This window comes from Corynebacterium camporealensis, from assembly GCF_000980815.1.
Classification (GTDB): domain Bacteria; phylum Actinomycetota; class Actinomycetes; order Mycobacteriales; family Mycobacteriaceae; genus Corynebacterium; species Corynebacterium camporealense.
Map to the genome: position 1 here is coordinate 1,023,725 of NZ_CP011311.1, position 19,443 is coordinate 1,043,167.

Genomic DNA, 19,443 nt, shown 5'->3' on the forward strand with positions numbered 1-19,443 from the left:
CTACCTGCTATCCGGGAACATGGAATCAGGACGGTCACCGGTCCAGGAGAGCAAGTTGACCTTGCCGGAGCCCTGGGAACCGGAGGTACACGCTTCGGGAGCTCCCATACCGAGGTCATGGAAGACATCCTCGGACGCGCGCGCCGGGTCGACATCACCAAACGGATCCAGGTTCTTAATGCCACGCGGGCTTTCCGGGGAGGCCGTCGGGATGACGTAGCGGTCGTCGTACTTAGCAATCGACAGCAGGCGGTACATGTCCTGCATATCGCGTCCCGTCATGCCCACTGCAGCAGCGATTTCTTCTTGCGGCTCACGGCCCAAGTTGATGTCGCGCATGTAAGAGCGCATGGCAACCAGACGACGCAGTGACTTTTCCACCGGCACAGTGTCGCCAGCAGTGAAGAGTCCGGCAAGGTATACCAGCGGAATGCGCATGTTGGACAAGGCACTGAAGAGGATGCGGTGGTCCTCGCCGTCGTTACCGGAAGCGGTGACTTGGTCAACGATGGGGGACAGCGGCGGGATGTACCAGACCATCGGCAAGGTGCGGTATTCCGGGTGCAGTGGAAGCGCCAGGTCGTACTTGAAAATCAAGTCGTATATGGGCGAGTTCTGTGCAGCATCAATCCAGGAGTGCGGGATGCCCTCAGCCTCAGCAGCGCGAACAACCTCTGGGTCATTCGGGTCCAGCATGATTGACTTCTGGGCTTCGAAGAGATCCTGCTCGTTCTCGGTCGCTGCAGCCTCAGCCACGCGGTCAGCGTCGTAGAGAATGACGCCGAGGTAGCGCAGGCGGCCCACACAGGTTTCAGAGCAAACGGTGGGCTGTCCGACTTCCAGACGCGGGTAGCACAGCGTACATTTTTCAGCCTTGCCGGTCTTGTGGTTGAAGTAGACCTTCTTGTAAGGGCAACCAGAAACGCACATGCGCCAGCCGCGGCAAGAGTCCTGGTCAACGAGTACGATGCCGTCTTCGGTGCGCTTGTACATCGCACCGGAAGGGCAGGAAGACACACAGGTCGGGTTCATGCAGTGCTCGCAAATACGCGGCAGATAGAACATGAACGAGTCTTCGATCTCCTTTTTCACCTCGAGGTACATCTCGTGGAGAATCGGATCTTCGTCCATCGTGGCAGTCGAACCACCCAGGTTGTCATCCCAGTTCGAAGACCACTCGACTTTGTTGATGACGCGGCCATCGATCTGGGAGACCGGACGCGCCGTCGGTTGGGTCTTTTGGTTCTTGCCAGCGCTCATCAGGTCTTCGTACTGGTAGCTCCAGGGCTCGTAGTAGTCCTGGATAGTAGGAAGGTTGGGGTTGTGGAAGAGCGTGAACAACTTGCGTACGCGTCCACCAGCGCGTGGCTTGAGCTTGCCAGAAGACGTGCGCTCCCAACCGCCCTTCCACTTCTCCTGGTCTTCCCAGGAGCGCGGGTAGCCGACGCCGGGACGGGTTTCGACGTTGTTGAACCAGACGTATTCGGCACCCTCACGGTTGGTCCACGCCTGCTTACAGGTGACAGAACAAGTGTGGCAACCAATGCACTTGTCCAAGTTCATGATCATTGAGATCTGGGCCATGACCTTCATTAGTAGGAAACCTCCTGGGAACGGCGGCGAACGCGCGTGACTTCGTCGCGGTTATTGCCGGTAGGGCCGATGTAGTTGAAGTGGTAAGTCAGCTGGCCATAACCGCCAGCAATGTGCACGGGCTTAATCGAAATACGGGTCAACGAGTTGTGCGTACCGCCGCGGCGACCGGTGTGCTCGTTGATAGGGGTGCCCACTGTGCGCTCCTGGGCGTGGTTACAGATCATCGTGCCTTCCGGGATGCGGTGCGAGACGATTGCGCGAGCAGAGACCACACCGTTGCGGTTGTAGACTTCCACCCACTCGTTGTCCTTCACGCCAATCTTCTGGGCGTCCTTGTCCGACATCCAGACGACCTGGCCACCACGAGAAATCGAGAGTACGTGCAGGTTGTCGAAGTACTGCGAGTGAATCGACCACTTGTTGTGGGTGGTGAGATAGCGCAGCGTGACTTCAACTTCACCGCGTTCGTTTTCCAAGGTCTGTCCCGGCAGGAACTCACCGTGCATGCGCAGGTGATCCAGAGGAGGACGGAAGATCGGGAGCGTTTCGCCGTAGTCGAGGTACCAGTCGTGGTCGACGTAATACTGCATACGACCGGTGGCGGTATGCCACGGCTTGTCGAATTCCACGTTGATGGAAAATGCGGTGTAGCGGCGCTTGTTGCGCTTGTCCGCAGTCCACTCTGGAGACGTGATGACCTCGGTGGGCCTTTCCTTGATGGCATCCCAGGTGATGCGGACGTCTTCATCAGCATTGCCCAAAGGCGTGAGGTCCTTGCCCGTGCGTTGGGAGAGGAACTCAAAGCCTTGCTTGGCTAGCTTGCCGTTGGACACACCAGACATCAGCAAGATGGCGTCGATGACCTTCGATTCCTTGGTGAGGTCGATAAGCTCACCCATCGAGGTTTCGGACGTGCCGTTCATCAGGCGTAGCTCTTCCACCTGCTCGGAGACATCGAACTTCGTGCCGTGGGTAGCGGTGCCAGCCTTGGCTGGAAGCGGACCCAGGTGCGACCACTTTTCGTAGATCTTGGTGTAGTCGCGCTCGATGACATGCAGCTTCGGCATCGTCTTACCCGGGACGTAGCCAACTTCCTCCACGTCAGGAACGATGCCGTTGGGCATGCCCATCTCATCTGGGGAGTCGTGGTGGCTGGGCTGGGTGACAATGTCAGTCTGTACGCCGAGCCACTTGGCGGCCTTGGACGAGAAGCTGGCGGCCAGGTCGCGGAAGACCTCGAAGTCAGAGCGTGCCTCCCACGGCGGGTTGATAGCCGCGTTAAAGGAGTGGAGGAAGGGGTGCATGTCTGTCGACGACATGTCCTGCTTTTCGTACCAGGTAGCAGCAGGCAGGATGATGTCGGAGACCAACGTCGTCGAGGTGTTGCGGAAATCAGTCGTCAGCATCAGGTCGAGCTTGCCCTCAGGGGCTTCATCGACCCATTTGATGGTGCGCGGACGATCCTCTTCAGCCAGTTCCTCTGCTGTTGCATCGGAGTCCACACCCAGCAGGTGACGGAGGAAGAACTCGGTGCCCTTGGCGGACGAGCCCATGAGGTTGGTACGCCAGTTGAGCAGGATGCGCGGCCAGTTTTCCTCCGCGGAAGGATTGTCGTAGGAGAACTCCAGCTCACCCTTGGAAAGCTGATCCACGACGTAGTCGTTGATATCAACGCCCTTGTCTTGAGCTTCCTGCGCAACGATGAGGTTATTACGGTTGAACTGCGGGTACGCAGGCATCCAGCCACGACGCATGGACTCCGCCATGGTGTCAGAAACCATCTTGTCACCGATGCTGTTGCGCGACGCCAGCGGCGAGCCCAAGTGGGACGCGCGCGAATTGTCATAGCGGTACTGCTCGGTGGCGAAGTAGTAGAAGCCCGTGGTGATCATGTGGCGCGGTGGGCGCTGCCAGTCCGCAGACATGGCCCACTGGGACCAGCCGTTCATCGGGCGCAGCTTTTCCTGACCCACGTAGTGAGCCCAACCGCCACCATTGACACCCTGGGTGCTACACATGGAGGTCAACGCCAAGAAGGTGCGGTAGATGGTGTCGGCGTGGAAGTAGTGGTTAACGCCTGCGCCCATGATGATCTGGGAACGGCCCTGGGAATCAGCAGCGTTCTGCGCGAATTCAGTACCAATGCGGATGGCTTGCTCAGCCGGTACGCCGGTGAGTTCTTCCTGCCATGCCGGGGTGCCGATCGCAGATGCATCGAAGAAGTCCGCTGGCCACTCTCCAGGCAGGTTGAGCTCCTCGCGGTTGACACCATAGTGGGCGAGCAGAATGTCGAAGACGGTCGTGACCTTACGTCCTTCGACGTCGCGAACAGGCACACCGCGATGGGTGACACCGGCGCCAATGGGGCCGTGTTCGCCCTCGGCATCGGGTGCGCCGTCGAGGTCGAAACGTGGGAAGAGCACTTCCGCGGTATCAAAGCCGTCAGTTTCTGCCATCGACATCACTGGGTCGGCGTTATCCAGGGAGAGGTTCCACTTGGATGACTCGGTATCCCAGCGGTCTGCCATGGTTCCGCCCGGGTCAACGACACGGCCGTCTTCTTCCATGACCAGGCCACGGGAGGAGGCATTGGCAGAGCCAGACAAAGCGGCATCGGAAAGCTTGTCAGCGGTAAGGAACTTACCTGGGGTGTAGGTGCCATCAGCGCGTTCTTCCAGCTCCACCAGGAATGGCGAGTCGGTGTATTTGCGCATGTAGTTCAGGAAGTACGGCTCCTGCTTATCGACGTGGAACTTCTTCAAGATCACGTGTCCCATGGAGAACGCCAAAGCGGCGTCCATGCCTGGCTCCACGCGTGCCCACTCGTCGGCGAACTTGGTGTTGTCGGCGAAGTCTGGGGAGACCACGACGACCTTGGTGCCCTTGTAGCGAGCCTCCACCATAAAGTGCGCGTCCGGAGTACGGGTGACCGGGATGTTGGAACCCCACATCATCAGGTAGGAGGAGTTGTACCAGTCGCCAGATTCCGGGACGTCAGTCTGGTCGCCAAAGGTCTGCGGTGATGCTGGTGGAAGGTCGGCGTACCAGTCGTAGAAGGACAGGCCAACGCCACCGATGCTCTGCAGGAAGCGCATGCCGGCGCCATAAGACACCTGGGACATTGCAGGAATGACTGTGAAGCCAAAGATGCGGTCAGGGCCGTACTTGCGCACGGTATATACGTGAGCAGCAGCTGCCATGTCGATGGCCTCGGCATAGCTGATGCGGATCAAACCGCCCTTGCCGCGCTGGGAGACATAAGCGCGACGCTTTTCCGGATCTTCCTGGATGGCACGCCATGCCAGTACAGAATCGCCGTCGTGCTTGGCCTTTTCCTCGCGGAACATATCGACCAAGACGCCACGGGCATAGGGGTAGCGGATGCGGGTGGGCGAGTAGGTGTACCAGGAAAAGGACGCACCACGCGGACAGCCACGTGGCTCGTATTCTGGCATGTCAGGGCCCGTGGTCGGGTAGTCAACCGCCTGGGATTCCCAGGTGATGACACCGTCTTTGACGTAGACCTTCCAGGAACAGGAACCAGTGCAGTTCACACCGTGGGTGGAACGCACCATCTTGTCGAAGGCCCAGCGGTCACGGTAGAAGACATCGGCTTGGCGGCCGCCTTTGAGGAAGAGCTGCTGACCGGAGTCGCTGGCCTCGCCCTTGCGGAGGTACGCGCCGAGTTTGAAGAGGGGATTGAGTTTGCCGTTCTCAGGCTCAACGTGGGTAGTCATGGGAAACTCCTAAAAATTAGCCGGGGAAGGGAGCGTTCGGGCGGGCGTAGTAGATCCACACCAGCACGGTGGTCAGGGCGAAGTAGACGACACAGCCCCAGAAGAAGACAGGCATGGAGACAAAGGACAGCAGCATGCCGACGATGAAGGGGCCAAAGGCGCCAATCGCGCCGGTCCAGCCGACGACGCCGCCAGCTTGACGCTTCGGCAGAATCATTGGCATCTGCTTGAAGGTGCCGGCGTTGCCGAGACCGGTGAAGAAGAACATCACCAGCATGGAACCGAGGAACCACCAGAACTGATCCGGCGAGGACGGGTTAAGGAAGAGGGCAGCGACCGCGGTGAAGATGGTCATGCCCAAACAACCAATGAAAGTCCAGATAGCGCCGCCGAACTTATCGCACAGCGGTCCCCACAGTGCACGAACCAAGGCACCGATCAGTGGGCCGAGGAAGGCATAAGCTGCACCATTAGGCAGGGAGGATGTGTCCATGGTCTGTGCGAAATCGGAGGTTTGACCATAAAGGTCGTTAATCATCAGCGCGAATTGGGCGGCAAAGCCGGAGAATGCACCGAAGGTCATCAGGTAGACGATGGTGAGAATCCAGGTGTTCTTGTTGCCGAAGATGTCGATCTGCTGGCGGAAGTTCGCCTTGACCGGGACATCTTTCAACATCGTCCATGCCAAGATTGCCATCAGGATGGTCCACGTCACGAAGAAGATAGCCGGGTTGTGGACGAAGATTTCGCTGCCATCGTCCATGCGCTGCGGTGCAACGAAGCCGATGCCGATGAGGCTAAAGCCCATTAGCCACGGTGCGACCAGCTGGATGCAGGAGATGCCGAAGTTACCGATTCCGGCTTGCAGACCCAGTGCAGTACCGGACATGCGCTTGGGGAAGAAGTAGCCGGTAGAAGGCATCAGTCCAGAAAAGACGCCACCGCCGATGCCGGAGGCAAAGGAGATGGCGAGCAGTTCTGCAAAGGAAGCGTCGGGACGCTGCACAACGGAGAACCAACCAAACATAGGCAGCAGGAAGAGCAGCGCAGACAGCGTGACGAGCTTGCGGGTGCCCAGGATGGGCGGCAAGAACATGAAGACGAGGCGGAGCAAGCCGCACGCCAGACCAGACACAGCAGTAAGTGCATACAGCTGACCGGCGCTGAGATCGAAACCGATCTCATTGAGCATGGGGGCAATGGCCGAGACTAGGTACCAGGCCGCAAAACCAATGATGAGGGTCGCGGTGGAGACAGTGAGTGTGCGCCAGGCAATCTTAGAGTCCTAGTGGTCGGGGTCTTCAGGATCCCAACCTTGCAGGACCTTGCCTGAGGTATCGAGAGAGGTCATTTTTCCTCATTAAATCCGTAGAAAATACAACAGTTACCAATCTACAGGGCGATAACGTAAAACGCGTCCCGAAAAATATGGATCTACCTGCGCAAATAAGAAACATTTGTGTTGCGGAAATCATCATTGGAACAGTTTCTGCTGGTAGGAAAGCTGAATATTTTTCCCAACGGCACCAACCTCTTGTGTGTGGAATTGGTCATAGTGGCCAAACGAAGAGGTCGCTACTTGAAGGAGCAGCCATGCTAACTACCCCCGCGCGCTACACCGGCGCAGTCATCGTCGCCTCAGACCGGGTTTATGAAAAGCAACGCGACAACATCTCCGGTGACCTCGCCGCGCATTTGTTGTCTCACCATGACGTTCATGTATCTCGAACGGAGGTCATCCCGGAAGGCCAAGAGCCGCTACGACAGTTGCTCAAAGCTTGCGTCGACGACGGTATCGACGTCATTGCTGTCGTGGGTTCGACCGGAGTTGGGGTGGGCAACTACACCCCGGAAATCAGTGCAGAGCTTATCGATGCCCGCCTCTACGGCCTGGAGACCCAAGTACTGCTCGAAGGTCTGAAGAACTCGCCGAAGGCGGGACTGTGCCGCGGAATCATCGGACTCACGCAGCACGGCGGCGGTAGCTTAATCATTAACTCCGCCTCTTCTAAGGGAGGTGTTAAAGACACGCTCGGCGTCGTACTGCCGCTGCTAGGAGATATCTTCTGACATTGTTCCTAGCGCGGCTGCCCTCAGCGAGCCGCGTTAAGACTCGCGTGCTGGTAACTGCGCGAGCTCTTCTGGGGTGTCGACGTCATTCTCATAGCCATTGCCGTCGACTTCTACGCATGAGGCAGCTGCTCTCAACAGTCTTTTCGCCGCGACATTCTGTGGGTCACCGATACGTTCCAACGCTGCCCGGAGGGAGTCAGCGTTCCAGACCGCGCACAAGGGCTGGAGGTAATCATCGGATACGGTCACCGCGACATCCGCGTCCTGTTCGGTTAATGCTTCGACTAACCTCGGCAGCATCCGCGGGCTATCCGGGGCATCGACAGCCAGCACTGCAATGTGCTCGGTGTCTAAGTGGGGAACGGCGGCGGCGATGCCTGCGACGGGGCCGCCGAAGGGTGGGTCTTCTACGACCTGTGGGCGGTTGTGTGGGTAGGGCGAGACCAGCAGTGGTTGTGCGTTATCAGGTAGCTGGTCGTAGAGGCGATCAATGAGAGCTTCACCGTGGGCGGTGACTCCTGCTTTGTCGACACCACCCATGCGGGTGCCTTTGCCACCGCCGAGGACGATGACTCCTAGCACGGCAGGTCCCGGGACCAATCGCCAGAACGACCACCGGACTTTGCGGTAATGCCGCTGCGGCGGATGTAAGCGGAGCGATCGACGCCCTTAACCATGTCGATCACAGACAGGGCGGCCACGGAGACAGCAGTAAGTGCTTCCATCTCTACGCCGGTGCGATCGGCGGTGCGGACGGTGGCTTCGATAAAGACGTGGTCGTCGCGGATTTCCAGGTCGACAGCGGCACCGTGCACGCCAATGGTGTGAGCCAACGGAAGTAGGTCGGGGACCTTCTTGGCAGCAGAAATACCAGCGATGCGCGCGACTGCGAGCACGTCACCCTTAGGAACAGTGCCATCGCGCAGTGCCTCGAGTACCTCCGGCGAGCAGGCTACTTCGCCCTGAGCGGTCGCAGAACGCACCGTGGGCTTCTTCTCGGTGACATCGACCATGTAAGCCGAACCGGCCTCGTTAAGGTGAGTGAACTTCATGTCTGCTCCTTTAAAAGTAGTAATAAACGTTGACGCTATCCCCAGCTGCAACGGGTTCGTCATAAGCGGCAAAGCCTTCAGTGCCCGCCAGCGAGGTCACCAAGTGACTGCCCAACCTGCGCGCAAAAGGCACCGCCTTTGGCGGGTAAGAGCTGTAGTCCAGTGAGACTGGCACTAATCCAGTACGATCGCGCGGGTCGGGGAAGTCATCGGCAGCTACTGCCTGCAGCTGCGGGCGCGCCCATGGATTTGGGGCAGCCGGGAGTCCCGCCTTCGCACGCAACAGCGGTGCGAGGTAGAGGTGAAAGGACATAAAAGCTGCTACTGGATTGCCAGGCAGGCTAAAGACCGGACGGTCTTGGAATGTCGACAAGCCCTGGGGCGCGCCGGGCTTTTGTGCCACATGCTCAAACCAGGCCGTGTCGGACTCGTTCTGCTGGGCATTCTCAGTGAGCACGGCACGAACAGCATCGTAGGCACCAGCAGAAACACCACCGGAGGTAATGATGAGCTCATGGTTAGCAGCAAGCTGCTTGAAGGTGCGGCGGACCTCCTCCGGGGAATCCGCACAATGCTTATGAGTGACCACGGCACCGGGGCAGGTTGCGCACACTAAGGCTTCGAGCATCGGGCCATTGGAGTTAGGTAGCTGACCAGGCTGAAGCTCGTTGCTATCGACGAGCTCATCACCAGAAGACACCAAGCCAACGAGGACCGGACGGTGGGTGGTGACGTCTGTGACACCGGCGGAAATCAGCGAAGCTAGGACGGCAGCATCAACGCGGGTGCCTTCGTGGGCGACGATATCGCCAGGTTGTACGTTTTCACCGGCGCGACGGATATGGGCGCGCTCGGTAGTGCGGTTGATGGTGACAGTATCGGGTAGCTCTTGTGGCCCCGGTTTGATGTTGGTGTCTTCGACAGGGACAACGAGGAGGTCGCCTTCAGCCGGAACGGTCGCACCTGTCATAATCCGCAGGGCCGTGCCAGCGGGTAGGTCCTGTGGGGTATCCCCGGCAGCGACGTCACCAGAAACCGGGAGAGTAAATGGGGTGTCCTGTAGGTCAGCGCGGTGGAGGATGAAGCCATCCATGGCGGAGTTATCCCACGGTGGCACCGGAAGAGTTGCAGTGATATCGGCGGCGAGCACTGTGCCGATAAGCCCCTGGTCAACCGGGGTGGTCTCAGGAGAACCTGGAGTCAGAACAGGGCTTGCATAAGCCATGACGGCATCGAAATGCTCGGAGATACTGCGCATTGTCCCGAGTTTAGCCACCGATTGCAGACATCGGACGATCTGGCTGCAAGAAGCCTTCATCGTCAATGCCATGGCCAGGCTTCTTGCGCCACATCTCACCCGCCCATGCGGTGGCGAGCTCATCGTCGCTGGCGCCATCGCGCATGAGGTCACGTAGTGGGGTCTCCGAATTGCCAAACAGGCAGTTGCGGATAGCGCCGTCAGTGGTCAGACGGGTGCGGTCGCAGTCACCACAGAACGGGTGCGTGACTGAAGCAATGATGCCAATCTGGCCGCGAGTGCCATCGGCAGCAACGGCATCCCAGAGTGCCGCCGGGGCCGAACCACGCGGGGCACGCGCTGGAGTGAGTTCGATGTCCTCGCGCAGACGGGCCAGGATGTCATCGGCAGTCACCATGTCCTCGCGGCGCCACTGCTCGCGTGGGCCCAGCGGCATCTGCTCGATAAAGCGCAGCTGTGCGCCCTGGTGGAGCGCATAATCGGCCAGGGTGGGGATGTCTTCTTCGTTGACCCCTGGCATGACCACGGCGTTGATTTTCACCGGGGACAGGCCTGCTTCGGCTGCAGCGCCAATGGCTTCGAGCACGTGGTGCAGGCGGTCACGGCGCGTCAGCTTGAGGTAGCGCTCCGGGTCGATGGTATCGAGGGAGATATTGACGCGGTCGAGGCCGGCATCGGCAAGATTTGCGGCACGCTTTTCCAAGCCCAGGCCGTTGGTGGTCAGTGCCACGGTGGGGGAGTTGCCCTCATCGGTACGCAGTGCCTTGGTCGTGGCGATGATCTCTTCCAAAGACTTGCGCAGCAGTGGCTCGCCGCCGGTGAAACGCACCTGGCGGATGCCGAGCTTATCGACGGCAATGCGAATCAGCCGGTTGACCTCATCATCACTCAAGGTCTGCTCGGTAGGCATCCAGTCCAGACCTTCAGCCGGCATGCAGTAGGTACAGCGCAGGTTGCAGCGATCGGTCAGCGAGACACGCAGATCGCGGGCCACGCGGCCGTAGCGATCGATGAGCTGACGACTGCCATCAGCAGCTGCTGCGGGCAGGTCAGAAGCCGGGCTGGCAGAGCCGGGGACGCTGGGCAGGCCCAAAGTCATCTGGCCGCCGGATTGAGAATCTGTCAACATGTGCCCTCCACCTTAAAGGGCACAGTTCATTAAAGCTAACTACACCCGTAGAAATTAATGCTCGATGCCTTGGCTCGCGGCGGTGGCATCGTCAGCGTCGTCGTCACGCAGCGACGCGGCGTAGTCCTCACGCTGGGATTCACCTGGGCCTTTAAGTCGGATGATGTTGTACTCGCCCTCGGCCAAGTGGGAGCGCAAGTCCTTCTTGTCGAACTTACCGACAGAGGTTTTATCAATGGACTTCACAAAGGTCCAGTACTCCGGCAGCATCCAGGCAGGTAGCTCTTTGCGCATGCCATCGCGGATTTGCTCAGCGGTATCGATAGTTGGGCTCACGCCCGCACGCAGCACCGTAACGGCCAGTGGGCGTTCCACCCACTGCTTATCCGGGTAACCGATAACGGCAGCTTCGACCACAAGCTCATCCGCCATGATGAGGTTTTCCAGCTGCACGGAGTAAATCCACTCGCCACCGGAACGAATAACGTCGCGGGCACGGTCGGAGACAGTCAGGTAGCCGTCCTCGGTCACCGAACCGACATCGCCGGTGCGCAGCCAGCCGTCTGCGGTGAACTTAGATTCGGCTGCTTCGACAGCTTTGCCACGGAATTCGGAGGCCGAACCGCCCTCGTGGGCATTCGGGGAATCGTAGTAGGCACCGGTGACCAGGTTGCCGCGAACTTGAATTTCACCAGCGTTGCGGTCAGAACTGTTGACCACTTGGCCGTCGTTGACCACGCGGTATTGCAGCGAGGCAGGGAAGCGGCCCTGGGAAATGCGGTAGGCCCAGCGGGCATCGCCAGATGCACCCTGTGGTGGGCGGGCAACCGTGCCGACAGTAGAAGTTTCCGCCATACCCCAAACGTGGACGACATCGACGCCGTAGCGTTCCTCCCACAGACGTATCAGCTGCGGTGGGACAGGGGAGCCACCCGCGAAGATTTCGGTGAGCGTCATGCGCTCTGGCGGGGAGTTGAGGTAGTGGACGAACAGCTGGATCCAAATGGTTGGCACGCCGTGGGCAACACGTGGGGAGGTCGCCGCAATCGCCTTGGCAAGCGTGGGTGCGGAAACGTCGGCATCGGGAAGCACCAGCGGGGTGCCCGTCATGAATGCCGCAAAGGGAACGCCCCAGCTGAGCACGTGATAAATCGGAATGCAGCACAGGAAAGTCTCACCGTGCGTCACGGCCAGTGAATCCGAGGCGCGCAAGTGCATTGCTTCCAAGTAGATGGAGCGATGCGAATAGACCACGCCCTTCGGCGCGCCCGTAGTGCCGGTGGAGTAGCAGAGCGCGGCAGCGGTGTTCTCGTCGAGAACCGGCCAGTTGTAGACCGTCGACTTGCCGTCGAGAAGCTGCTCATAGGAGTAGACCTCAACCCCACGTGGGAAGTAGGAGGACAAGTGGGAGACATGTCCGGTGCCGGTAAAGACGACCGCGCGCACGCATTCCACACCGGCGAGTACCTTGCCCAGCTGCTGTGCCAGACGGGGATCGGCGACGATGACTTCAATCTCAGCGTGGTTCACGATGTGCCGAATCTGGTCATTCATCAGCTGCTTATTCAGCGGAGTAAAGACTGCACCCTTGCAGGACGCAGCAAACATAACCTCGAGGTGCTCAGCGCAATTCCACATGAAAGAGCCCACGCGCTGGTCAGAATCCACACCCAAGTCGTTGTGCAGCGCATGTGCGAATGCTGCGGCACGTGCGCCAATATCGGCGAAGGTAGCTTCTTCAGCCGGTGGGGTGTCTTGCGCGTTGTTTTCGCCATGCCAGGTGGTGACCTTGGTTTGTCCGTGCACACTGGCTCCGTATTCCAGGATGCGTGAGACTGACAGGGGGATGTCCTGCATTGTGGAAAGCATGCAACCTACTTTAGCCACGTCGCTGCAGGTGTGAAGACGCTATGCGCTATACTTGTTGGCGACTGGTAGGAATAGTCACATTTCCTACGTGTAACGAGCGCTTTTAACTTTTAAAGCTCGCAGTCGTTCTTCGAAAGCTTTCCCTCCCGCTGGCGGCGTGAAAACGGTTTCACCCCAAAACTAGGGAGAGGGTCTTTTTCATACTTAAACTGCCCGCCGAGGTTGCTCGGATAAAGGGCGGTGTGACCACAAATTACACAATGGCTTCCAGCTTTCATTCCTCCCGCGTACGCGATGTACCGCCGGAGACTGGTCAAGCTGTCAAAGCGACGAAAGGACATCCGTGAGCGAAACGGACCAGAACGCAGCACAGGATCTCTCCTCCCTGCGACTGCCAGAACTGCGCAAAATGGCTGCCGAGAAGGGCCTACGCGGAGTCTCCGGATTGCGTAAAGGCGATCTGATTACCGCCATCAAGACTGGCGAAGTACCACCGCGCGCTGCCAAGGCCGCCAAGGCTGTCGCAAAGGCAGAAAACAAGCCTGCCGACGACCAGGGGGACAACAAGTCGGCCAAGCAGGACAAGCCACGCCGCGTGCGCAAGTCCTCCGGCCCTGCCAAGTCCAAGGGTGGTTCTGCTCAAGAGCAGAACCGCGACGATAACAAGAACCGCGACGGCCAGAAGGACAAGTCCGACAAGGATTCTCGCAAGAAGCAGGATCAGGACAACCAGTCCAAGCAGTCCGATAAGTCTGATAACAACAACGACGACAACAACCAGGACGGACCGCGCTACGAGTCCCGTTCCCAGGCACGTCGTGCTCGTCGTAACCGTGCTCGCCGTCAGGAGCGCGAGAACCAGGGCGGTTCGGATAACTCCCACGACAACAACGAGAAAAACGACAACAACCACGGCGGTAACGGCGGCAACAATGACGGTCAGAATGATGATCGTGGCAACCGTGACGATCGCAATGACCGCAACGACCGCGGTAATAAGAACGACCGTGGCAATCGCGATAACAACCGTAAGGGTCGCGATAACCGTCGGGATGACAATGACAATGATGAGCGCGGTGGACGCCGGGGTCGTCGTGGGCGCCGTAACCGTCGTGGTCGTGGCAATGACAATGGTGGTAACCACAATGACCTGCAGATTCGCGAGGGCGATGAGCTGCAGGCAGTGGCAGGCATCCTCGAGGTTGTCGACAACAACGTCGCGTTCCTGCGCACCACCGGTTACCGTGCGGCTAGCTCCGATGTCTTTGTCAACAACAAGCTGGTCCGCAGCCTAGGCCTGCGCTCCGGTGATGCGATTATTGGCCAGGTCAAGGTCGCAGGTCCGACCCATACCCACGGCAATGGTCGTAACCGTCGTAAGTACAACCAGCTGGTCCGCGTGGACACCGTTAACGGCATGGAGCCGGCAGAGACCCGTGACCGTCCGCAGTTCTCCAAGCTGACTCCGCTGTACCCGAATCAGCGTCTGCGCTTGGAAACGGATCCGAAGATTCTCACCACGCGTGTCATCGACCTGATTATGCCGATTGGTAAGGGCCAGCGTGCGCTGATTGTCTCCCCGCCGAAGGCTGGTAAGACCACCATTTTGCAGAACATCGCAAATGCGATTTCCGCAAACAACCCGGAGTGCTACCTCATGGTCGTCCTCGTCGACGAGCGCCCGGAGGAAGTCACCGACATGCAGCGCTCCGTCAAGGGTGAAGTGATTGCTTCCACTTTCGACCGCCCGCCGTCAGAGCACACCGCTGTCGCAGAGTTGGCCATTGAGCGTGCCAAGCGCCTGGTGGAGCAGGGCAAGGACGTTGTCGTCCTGCTGGACTCCATTACCCGTCTGGGCCGTGCGTACAACAACTCCTCCCCGGCATCCGGCCGAATCCTGTCCGGTGGTGTGGACTCCAACGCGCTGTACCCGCCGAAGCGCTTCCTGGGTGCAGCCCGCAACATCGAAAATGGCGGCTCGCTGACCATCATCGCGACCGCCATGGTGGAGACCGGCTCGACCGGCGACACCGTGATTTTCGAGGAGTTCAAGGGCACCGGCAACGCCGAGCTGAAACTGGACCGCGGCATTTCCGAACGCCGCGTCTTCCCGGCCGTCGACGTCAACCCGTCCGGTACCCGTAAGGATGAGCTGCTGCTGGTTCCGGAAGAAGCACGCATCATGACTAAGCTGCGTCGCATCCTGTCGGCACTGGATTCCCACCAGGCGATTGACCTGCTGATTAAGCAGCTGAAGAAGACCCGCTCCAATGGCGAATTCCTGATGCAGGTGGCATCCTCGGCGCCGATGGCGGCGGATAAGGACGAGGAGGATTACCAGTAATGGCTAGCCAGGTTTCCCTGGTCGACGACATTGTTTCGGAGTACCAGGGCATCGAAATGCAGATGGGTGACCCGGAGGTCGCCGGCGATCAGTCGGCCTTCCGCAAGCTGTCGAAGCGCTACGCCGAACTGCGTCCTATCATCCAGGTCAACGAAAAACTGGAGCAGGCCAAGGCGGACCTAGAGGACGCCAAGGAGATGGCCTACGAAGACCACGAGTTCCAGTCCGAGGTCGACCGCCTCGAGCCACTCGTTGTCGAGCTTGAAGAACAGCTGGCTGACCTGCTTGCCCCGCGCGATGAGCAGGACTCCGAAGATATCATCATGGAGATCAAGGCAGGTGCCGGCGGCGAGGAAGCTGCCCTGTTCGCAGGCGAGCTGGCGCGCATGTACGAGCGCTATGCCGATAAGACCGGCTTTACCTGGGAAGTTCTCGGCCTGAACGAGTCTGACCTGGGTGGCGTGAAGGATATGTCCATTTCCTTCAAGTCCAAGACCCCGTCCCGTGATGGTGCCTGGTCTGTCTTCAAGTTCGAAGGTGGCGTTCATCGCGTCCAGCGCGTTCCGGTCACCGAGTCCCAGGGCCGCATCCAGACCTCTGCCGCAGGTGTGCTGGTCTACCCAGAACCCGACGAGGTCGAAGCCGTTCAGATCGATGACAAGGACATCCGCGTCGACGTCTACCGTTCCTCCGGTAAAGGCGGCCAGGGCGTGAACACCACCGACTCGGCAGTGCGTATCACCCACCTGCCAACCGGCCTGGTAGTGACCTGTCAGAAGGAGCGTTCCCAGATCCAGAACAAGGCCCGTGCACTGCAGGTGTTGCAGGCCCGCCTGGACCAGATGGAGCGCGACGCCCGCGAGGCAGAAGCCGGCGAGCAGCGAGCCTCCCAGGTGCGCACCATGGACCGTTCCGAGCGCATCCGCACCTACAACTGGCCCGAAAACCGGATCACCGATCACCGCATCGGTTACAAGGCCAACAACCTGGATGCGGTGCTCAACGGCGATATGCAGGATCTTATCGATGCCCTGCAGACCCAGGAGCGTGCCGAGCGCCTTGAGTCGGAAGGCTAGCTCCAGCCGGTGAGCAGCCAGACCTATCAGGATTATCTGCAGGCAGCCATCGCAAAGCTGCAGGCAGCAGGTGTGCCCAGCCCCGAGTTTGATGCCCGGGTGCTCATGGCACACCTTCTGCATTGCGGTCACCTCGACATTCCGCTGCGCGAAGAGCCCATGCCCGGCTTTGCCTTAGCCTGTGATCCTCTCATTCAGCGCCGCAGCCAGCGCGAACCCCTCCAGCACATCCTTGGCGAGGCCTACTTCGGCCCGCTTGAGCTTGCCGTTGGTCCTGGGGTCTTTATTCCGCGCCCGGAAACTGAGGTGCTGGCTGATTGGGCCGTGGGGCAGATGCAAGGCATCCCATCGCCTCGCATCGTGGATTTGTGCACCGGTACCGGCGCTTTGGCGCTCTACATCGCCCATTATCTGCCCGCGCAGGTCTGGGCCGTCGAGCTTTCCGATGCCGCCTTTACCTACACCCAGCGCAACACCTCAGGCAGCAGGGTAGAAGCAGTGCTTGACGATGCCACCTCGGCCTCCACCTTGGCTGAACTCAACGGCAGCATCGACATGGTGGTCACCAATCCGCCCTATGTGCCCGAAACCGATGACCTTGACCCGGAGGTCTACCAGGACCCGCACGAGGCTGTGTTTGGTGGCGATGATGGGATGAGCGTCATCGTGAAGCTTGTGCCCACCATCGCACGTCTGCTGAAACCTGGAGGCCTGGTCGGCATCGAGCATGACGATGCCACCTCCGAACTCGTCCAGGACGCCTTGCGCGACCACGGCGGCTTTGCTGACATCGCAGTGCTGAAGGATCTCACCGGAACGGCGCGCTTTGTCACCGCCCGCCGCGTTAGCGAGAGCCCAGCCGGGTAGTCTATAACCATTCACATATCTGCCAGGAGCTTCAAACATGCAGGGAAAGATTTTTAACTGCGCCGACGCCCAGCAAAGGGAAGACGGCCTTGCGATTGCAGTCAAAGCTGCCAAATCGGGCCGTCTCGTGGTCATGCCTACCGATACCCTCTACGGACTGGGCTGCGACGCCTTCGACAACGATGCTGTCGCTAACCTTCTTGCCACCAAGCAGCGCGGCCCGGATATGCCGGTGCCGGTGCTCGTCGGCTCGTGGGATACCGTCCGCGGCCTGGTGGCCAGCTACCCGGATAGCACCAAGACTCTCGTGGAGGCTTTCTGGCCAGGTGGGCTGTCCATCGTCGTTCCGCAGGCGCCTTCGCTGCCGTGGAACCTCGGCGATACCCGCGGAACGGTGATGCTTCGCATGCCGCTGCACCCGATTGCCATTGAGCTACTCCGCGAGGTCGGACCCATGGCTGTTTCGAGTGCGAATATCTCTGGCCAGAAGCCTCCGACGACTGCTCTGGCTGCCAAACAGCAGCTGGGTAAAGCCGTCACGGTTTACTTAGATGGTGGGGAAGCAGCTATCGGCAAGCCTTCCACAATCATCGATCTCTCTCAGGCACACCCGTACCTGCTGCGCGAGGGTGCTATTTCTGCCGAACGCATCGGCGAAGTACTCGGCGTATCAGCTGAGACTCTGCGAACCCGTCCTCAGCATTAGGAGAATATGTGAGCGGAGCAGGCGTCCCGCTGCGCGAGCTAGGACTCGTCATCCTAGTGGCCGCAGCTTTTACTTACTTAGCCACCGGACTGGTGCGTTCCTATCTGGTTCGCACAGGCCGCGTGGCTGAGATTCGCTTGCGCGATAGCCACTCCCAACCCACCCCGCAGATGGGCGGCGTGGCGATGTTCACCGGCTTCGCCTGTGCCATCTTCCTGGCCATGCAGCTGCCCGCATTGACCCGCGGGTTTATGCCCGTAACACCAGAGATGAATGCCGTTATCTGGGCAGCGCTCGCCATCGTGCTAGTTGGCGTGGTGGATGACCTGCTGGAGATGGGTGCCATCGTGAAGCTGCTCGGCCAGCTCTTCGCTGCAGTACTCATGAGTGGTCTGGGCCTGACTTGGACGCTGTTCTTCATCCCTATTGGCGATGGCACCACCGTGCTTCTCGACCAATTCCAGGGCACAGTCTTGACTGCGTTCATTACGGTGCTGCTGATTAACGCAATGAACTTCGTTGATGGCCTCGATGGGCTCGCTGCCGGCCTGGGCCTTATCGCCGGCGGTGCCATTCTGATTTTCTCGCTGACCGTCCTGCACGACCAGGGCGGGGCAGTGGCCGCCTACCCGCCGGCCATCATCGCGGCGGGTCTGGTCGGTATCTGTGCCGGCTTCCTGCCCCACAACTTTGAGCCCTCCCGCATCTTTATGGGTGACTCCGGGTCGATGCTTATTGGCCTGCTTCTGGCGGCTGCGTCGACCTCAGCTTCCGGCAAGATCAACATGTCGCTGTACGGCACAGTGGATGTCATCGCGCTGATGTCGCCCTTCATCGTGGTGGCCGCTGCAGTGTTTATTCCAGTCCTGGACCTTGTCTGGGCCGTGGTTCGCCGCCTATCCCAGGGCCGTTCGCCCTTCTCTGCGGACAAGGCGCATATCCACCACCGCTTACTCTCACTCGGCCATACCCACCGCCGCACCGTCCTGGTGCTTTACTTGTGGGTGTCTGCTGTGGCCTTTGGTGCGGTGTCCTTTTCGATTTTCCCGCCCATTGCCGCCATCGTCTTTACGGTGGTGTTGTTCTTGGCGGCCTTCGTCGTCACGCTCATCCCGCTGCGTCAGGGCAAGATTGGCCGCAAGCGACCCCAAGTCCAAGTGATATCGGAGACTGAGCCCTCCTAAGGTAGGGTGATTTTCCGTGAGTACTACCCAAAGCCCTTCGGAATACGACGATCCGCGCCGCCCACTCCAAAGAGCCGTGCGCATTGGTGCGCTGGCACTAGCAGTCATTACGGTGCTGTCTTTGGTGATCTGGGGCTGGCTGCGTGACCTGCCCGGTATCTGGGCCGTGCTAATTGGTGCCGGCATCGGTGGCGGCTTCGTGCTGCTGACCGCTCTCTCGGTGCTGCTGACTTCTGGTACCTCGCCGTCGACGACCATGGCTGTCGTGCTCGGCGGCTGGCTGCTTAAGATCGTGTTGTTGATTATCGTGCTGCTTTTTATTCGCGATTTAACCTTCTACGACAACTTGGCGATGTTTATTACCGTCGTGCTCGCCCTACTGACGACCCTGGCCGCCGAGGTCTGGGCGGTCATTACTTCGCGCGTAACTTATGTAAGCTAGGTACTTTGCCCCCGTTGCTGACCCCGTTTCCTCTTGATTCGGGGTCAGCGGCCGTTTTGGGGTTCATAACACGGGTGGGGAAGGTGCGCGATTGGTCTGAAAAACTACCC

General features: G+C 59.5%; 14 protein-coding genes and 1 pseudogene. 7 read left to right on the forward strand and 8 right to left on the reverse strand.

Going from position 1 to position 19,443, the window contains the following annotated elements; translation table 11 throughout:
- From narH to UL81_RS04835, 3 genes and pseudogenes are all read right to left on the reverse strand, one after another.
- Positions 1-1,593 carry a nitrate reductase subunit beta gene (narH, locus tag UL81_RS04825; protein WP_035105651.1) on the reverse strand — a complete coding sequence of 531 codons (1,593 nt, stop codon included), beginning with the start codon at positions 1,591-1,593 and terminating at the stop codon, positions 1-3.
- Positions 1,593-5,333, reverse strand: a complete 3,741-nt coding sequence (locus UL81_RS04830) for a nitrate reductase subunit alpha (protein WP_035105649.1) — start codon at positions 5,331-5,333, stop codon at positions 1,593-1,595. The genes narH and UL81_RS04830 overlap by 1 nt, the downstream gene beginning before the upstream one ends.
- Positions 5,334-5,349: 16 nt before the next feature.
- A pseudogene (locus UL81_RS04835) lies at positions 5,350-6,684 on the reverse strand (nitrate/nitrite transporter).
- Between the two features lie 242 nt (positions 6,685-6,926).
- Here UL81_RS04835 and UL81_RS04840 point away from each other — a divergent pair.
- On the forward strand, positions 6,927-7,403 hold the full coding sequence (locus UL81_RS04840) for a molybdopterin-binding protein (protein ID WP_035105648.1): 477 nt from the start codon (positions 6,927-6,929) through the stop codon (positions 7,401-7,403).
- A gap of 36 nt (positions 7,404-7,439) precedes the next feature.
- Here the strand turns inward: UL81_RS04840 and mobA are convergent, their stop codons facing one another.
- From mobA to UL81_RS04865, 5 genes are read right to left on the reverse strand one after another with little or no spacing between them, the layout of a single operon-like run.
- A complete protein-coding gene (mobA, locus tag UL81_RS04845) occupies positions 7,440-7,988 on the reverse strand; it encodes a molybdenum cofactor guanylyltransferase (protein WP_035105647.1) in 549 nt (182 codons plus the stop codon).
- Complete coding sequence (gene moaC / locus UL81_RS04850; protein ID WP_035105645.1) at positions 7,982-8,458, reverse strand: cyclic pyranopterin monophosphate synthase MoaC; 477 nt, start codon at positions 8,456-8,458, stop codon at positions 7,982-7,984. Before moaC ends, mobA begins: the two co-directional genes overlap by 7 nt.
- 10 nt (positions 8,459-8,468) lie before the next feature.
- A complete protein-coding gene (locus UL81_RS04855) occupies positions 8,469-9,716 on the reverse strand; it encodes a molybdopterin molybdotransferase MoeA (RefSeq protein WP_046453329.1) in 1,248 nt (415 codons plus the stop codon).
- Between the two features lie 10 nt (positions 9,717-9,726).
- Complete coding sequence (gene moaA, locus UL81_RS04860; protein ID WP_035105642.1) at positions 9,727-10,845, reverse strand: GTP 3',8-cyclase MoaA; 1,119 nt, start codon at positions 10,843-10,845, stop codon at positions 9,727-9,729.
- 54 nt (positions 10,846-10,899) lie between these two features.
- The gene (locus tag UL81_RS04865) at positions 10,900-12,714 is read right to left on the reverse strand and encodes a long-chain fatty-acid--CoA ligase (protein ID WP_035105641.1); all 1,815 of its coding nucleotides are present in this window, start codon (positions 12,712-12,714) and stop codon (positions 10,900-10,902) included.
- Between the two features lie 343 nt (positions 12,715-13,057).
- Here UL81_RS04865 and rho point away from each other — a divergent pair, with 343 nt between their 5' ends.
- Genes rho through UL81_RS04895 form a run of 6 tightly spaced genes read left to right on the forward strand, consistent with a single transcriptional unit; the run spans position 13,058 to position 19,333 of the window.
- Entirely contained in the window at positions 13,058-15,058 is a 2,001-nt protein-coding gene (gene rho / locus UL81_RS04870) for a transcription termination factor Rho (RefSeq protein WP_046453330.1), read from the forward strand.
- Positions 15,058-16,134, forward strand: coding sequence for a peptide chain release factor 1 (gene prfA / locus UL81_RS04875; RefSeq protein WP_035105639.1), 1,077 nt, complete (start codon positions 15,058-15,060; stop codon positions 16,132-16,134). The genes rho and prfA overlap by 1 nt, the downstream gene beginning before the upstream one ends.
- A gap of 9 nt (positions 16,135-16,143) precedes the next feature.
- Positions 16,144-17,001: a peptide chain release factor N(5)-glutamine methyltransferase gene (prmC, locus tag UL81_RS04880; RefSeq protein WP_046453331.1), complete on the forward strand. Its 858-nt coding sequence runs from the start codon at positions 16,144-16,146 to the stop codon at positions 16,999-17,001.
- Between the two features lie 37 nt (positions 17,002-17,038).
- On the forward strand, positions 17,039-17,707 hold the full coding sequence (locus UL81_RS04885) for an L-threonylcarbamoyladenylate synthase (RefSeq protein ID WP_035105637.1): 669 nt from the start codon (positions 17,039-17,041) through the stop codon (positions 17,705-17,707).
- 8 nt (positions 17,708-17,715) lie between these two features.
- On the forward strand, positions 17,716-18,891 hold the full coding sequence (locus UL81_RS04890; RefSeq protein WP_035105636.1) for an MraY family glycosyltransferase: 1,176 nt from the start codon (positions 17,716-17,718) through the stop codon (positions 18,889-18,891).
- 16 nt (positions 18,892-18,907) lie between these two features.
- The gene (locus UL81_RS04895) at positions 18,908-19,333 is read left to right on the forward strand and encodes a hypothetical protein (RefSeq protein WP_035105634.1); all 426 of its coding nucleotides are present in this window, start codon (positions 18,908-18,910) and stop codon (positions 19,331-19,333) included.
- The last annotated feature ends 110 nt before the right edge of the window (positions 19,334-19,443 follow it).

Coding starts and splice junctions, on each gene's coding strand:
- narH (WP_035105651.1), bottom strand. CDS start 1,593: ATGAAGGTCATGGCCCAGATCTCAATGATCATGAACTTGGACAAGTGC.
- UL81_RS04830 (WP_035105649.1), bottom strand. CDS start 5,333: ATGACTACCCACGTTGAGCCTGAGAACGGCAAACTCAATCCCCTCTTC.
- UL81_RS04840 (WP_035105648.1), top strand. CDS start 6,927: ATGCTAACTACCCCCGCGCGCTACACCGGCGCAGTCATCGTCGCCTCA.
- moaC (WP_035105645.1), bottom strand. CDS start 8,458: ATGAAGTTCACTCACCTTAACGAGGCCGGTTCGGCTTACATGGTCGAT.
- UL81_RS04855 (WP_046453329.1), bottom strand. CDS start 9,716: ATGCGCAGTATCTCCGAGCATTTCGATGCCGTCATGGCTTATGCAAGC.
- moaA (WP_035105642.1), bottom strand. CDS start 10,845: ATGTTGACAGATTCTCAATCCGGCGGCCAGATGACTTTGGGCCTGCCC.
- UL81_RS04865 (WP_035105641.1), bottom strand. CDS start 12,714: ATGCTTTCCACAATGCAGGACATCCCCCTGTCAGTCTCACGCATCCTG.
- prfA (WP_035105639.1), top strand. CDS start 15,058: ATGGCTAGCCAGGTTTCCCTGGTCGACGACATTGTTTCGGAGTACCAG.
- UL81_RS04885 (WP_035105637.1), top strand. CDS start 17,039: ATGCAGGGAAAGATTTTTAACTGCGCCGACGCCCAGCAAAGGGAAGAC.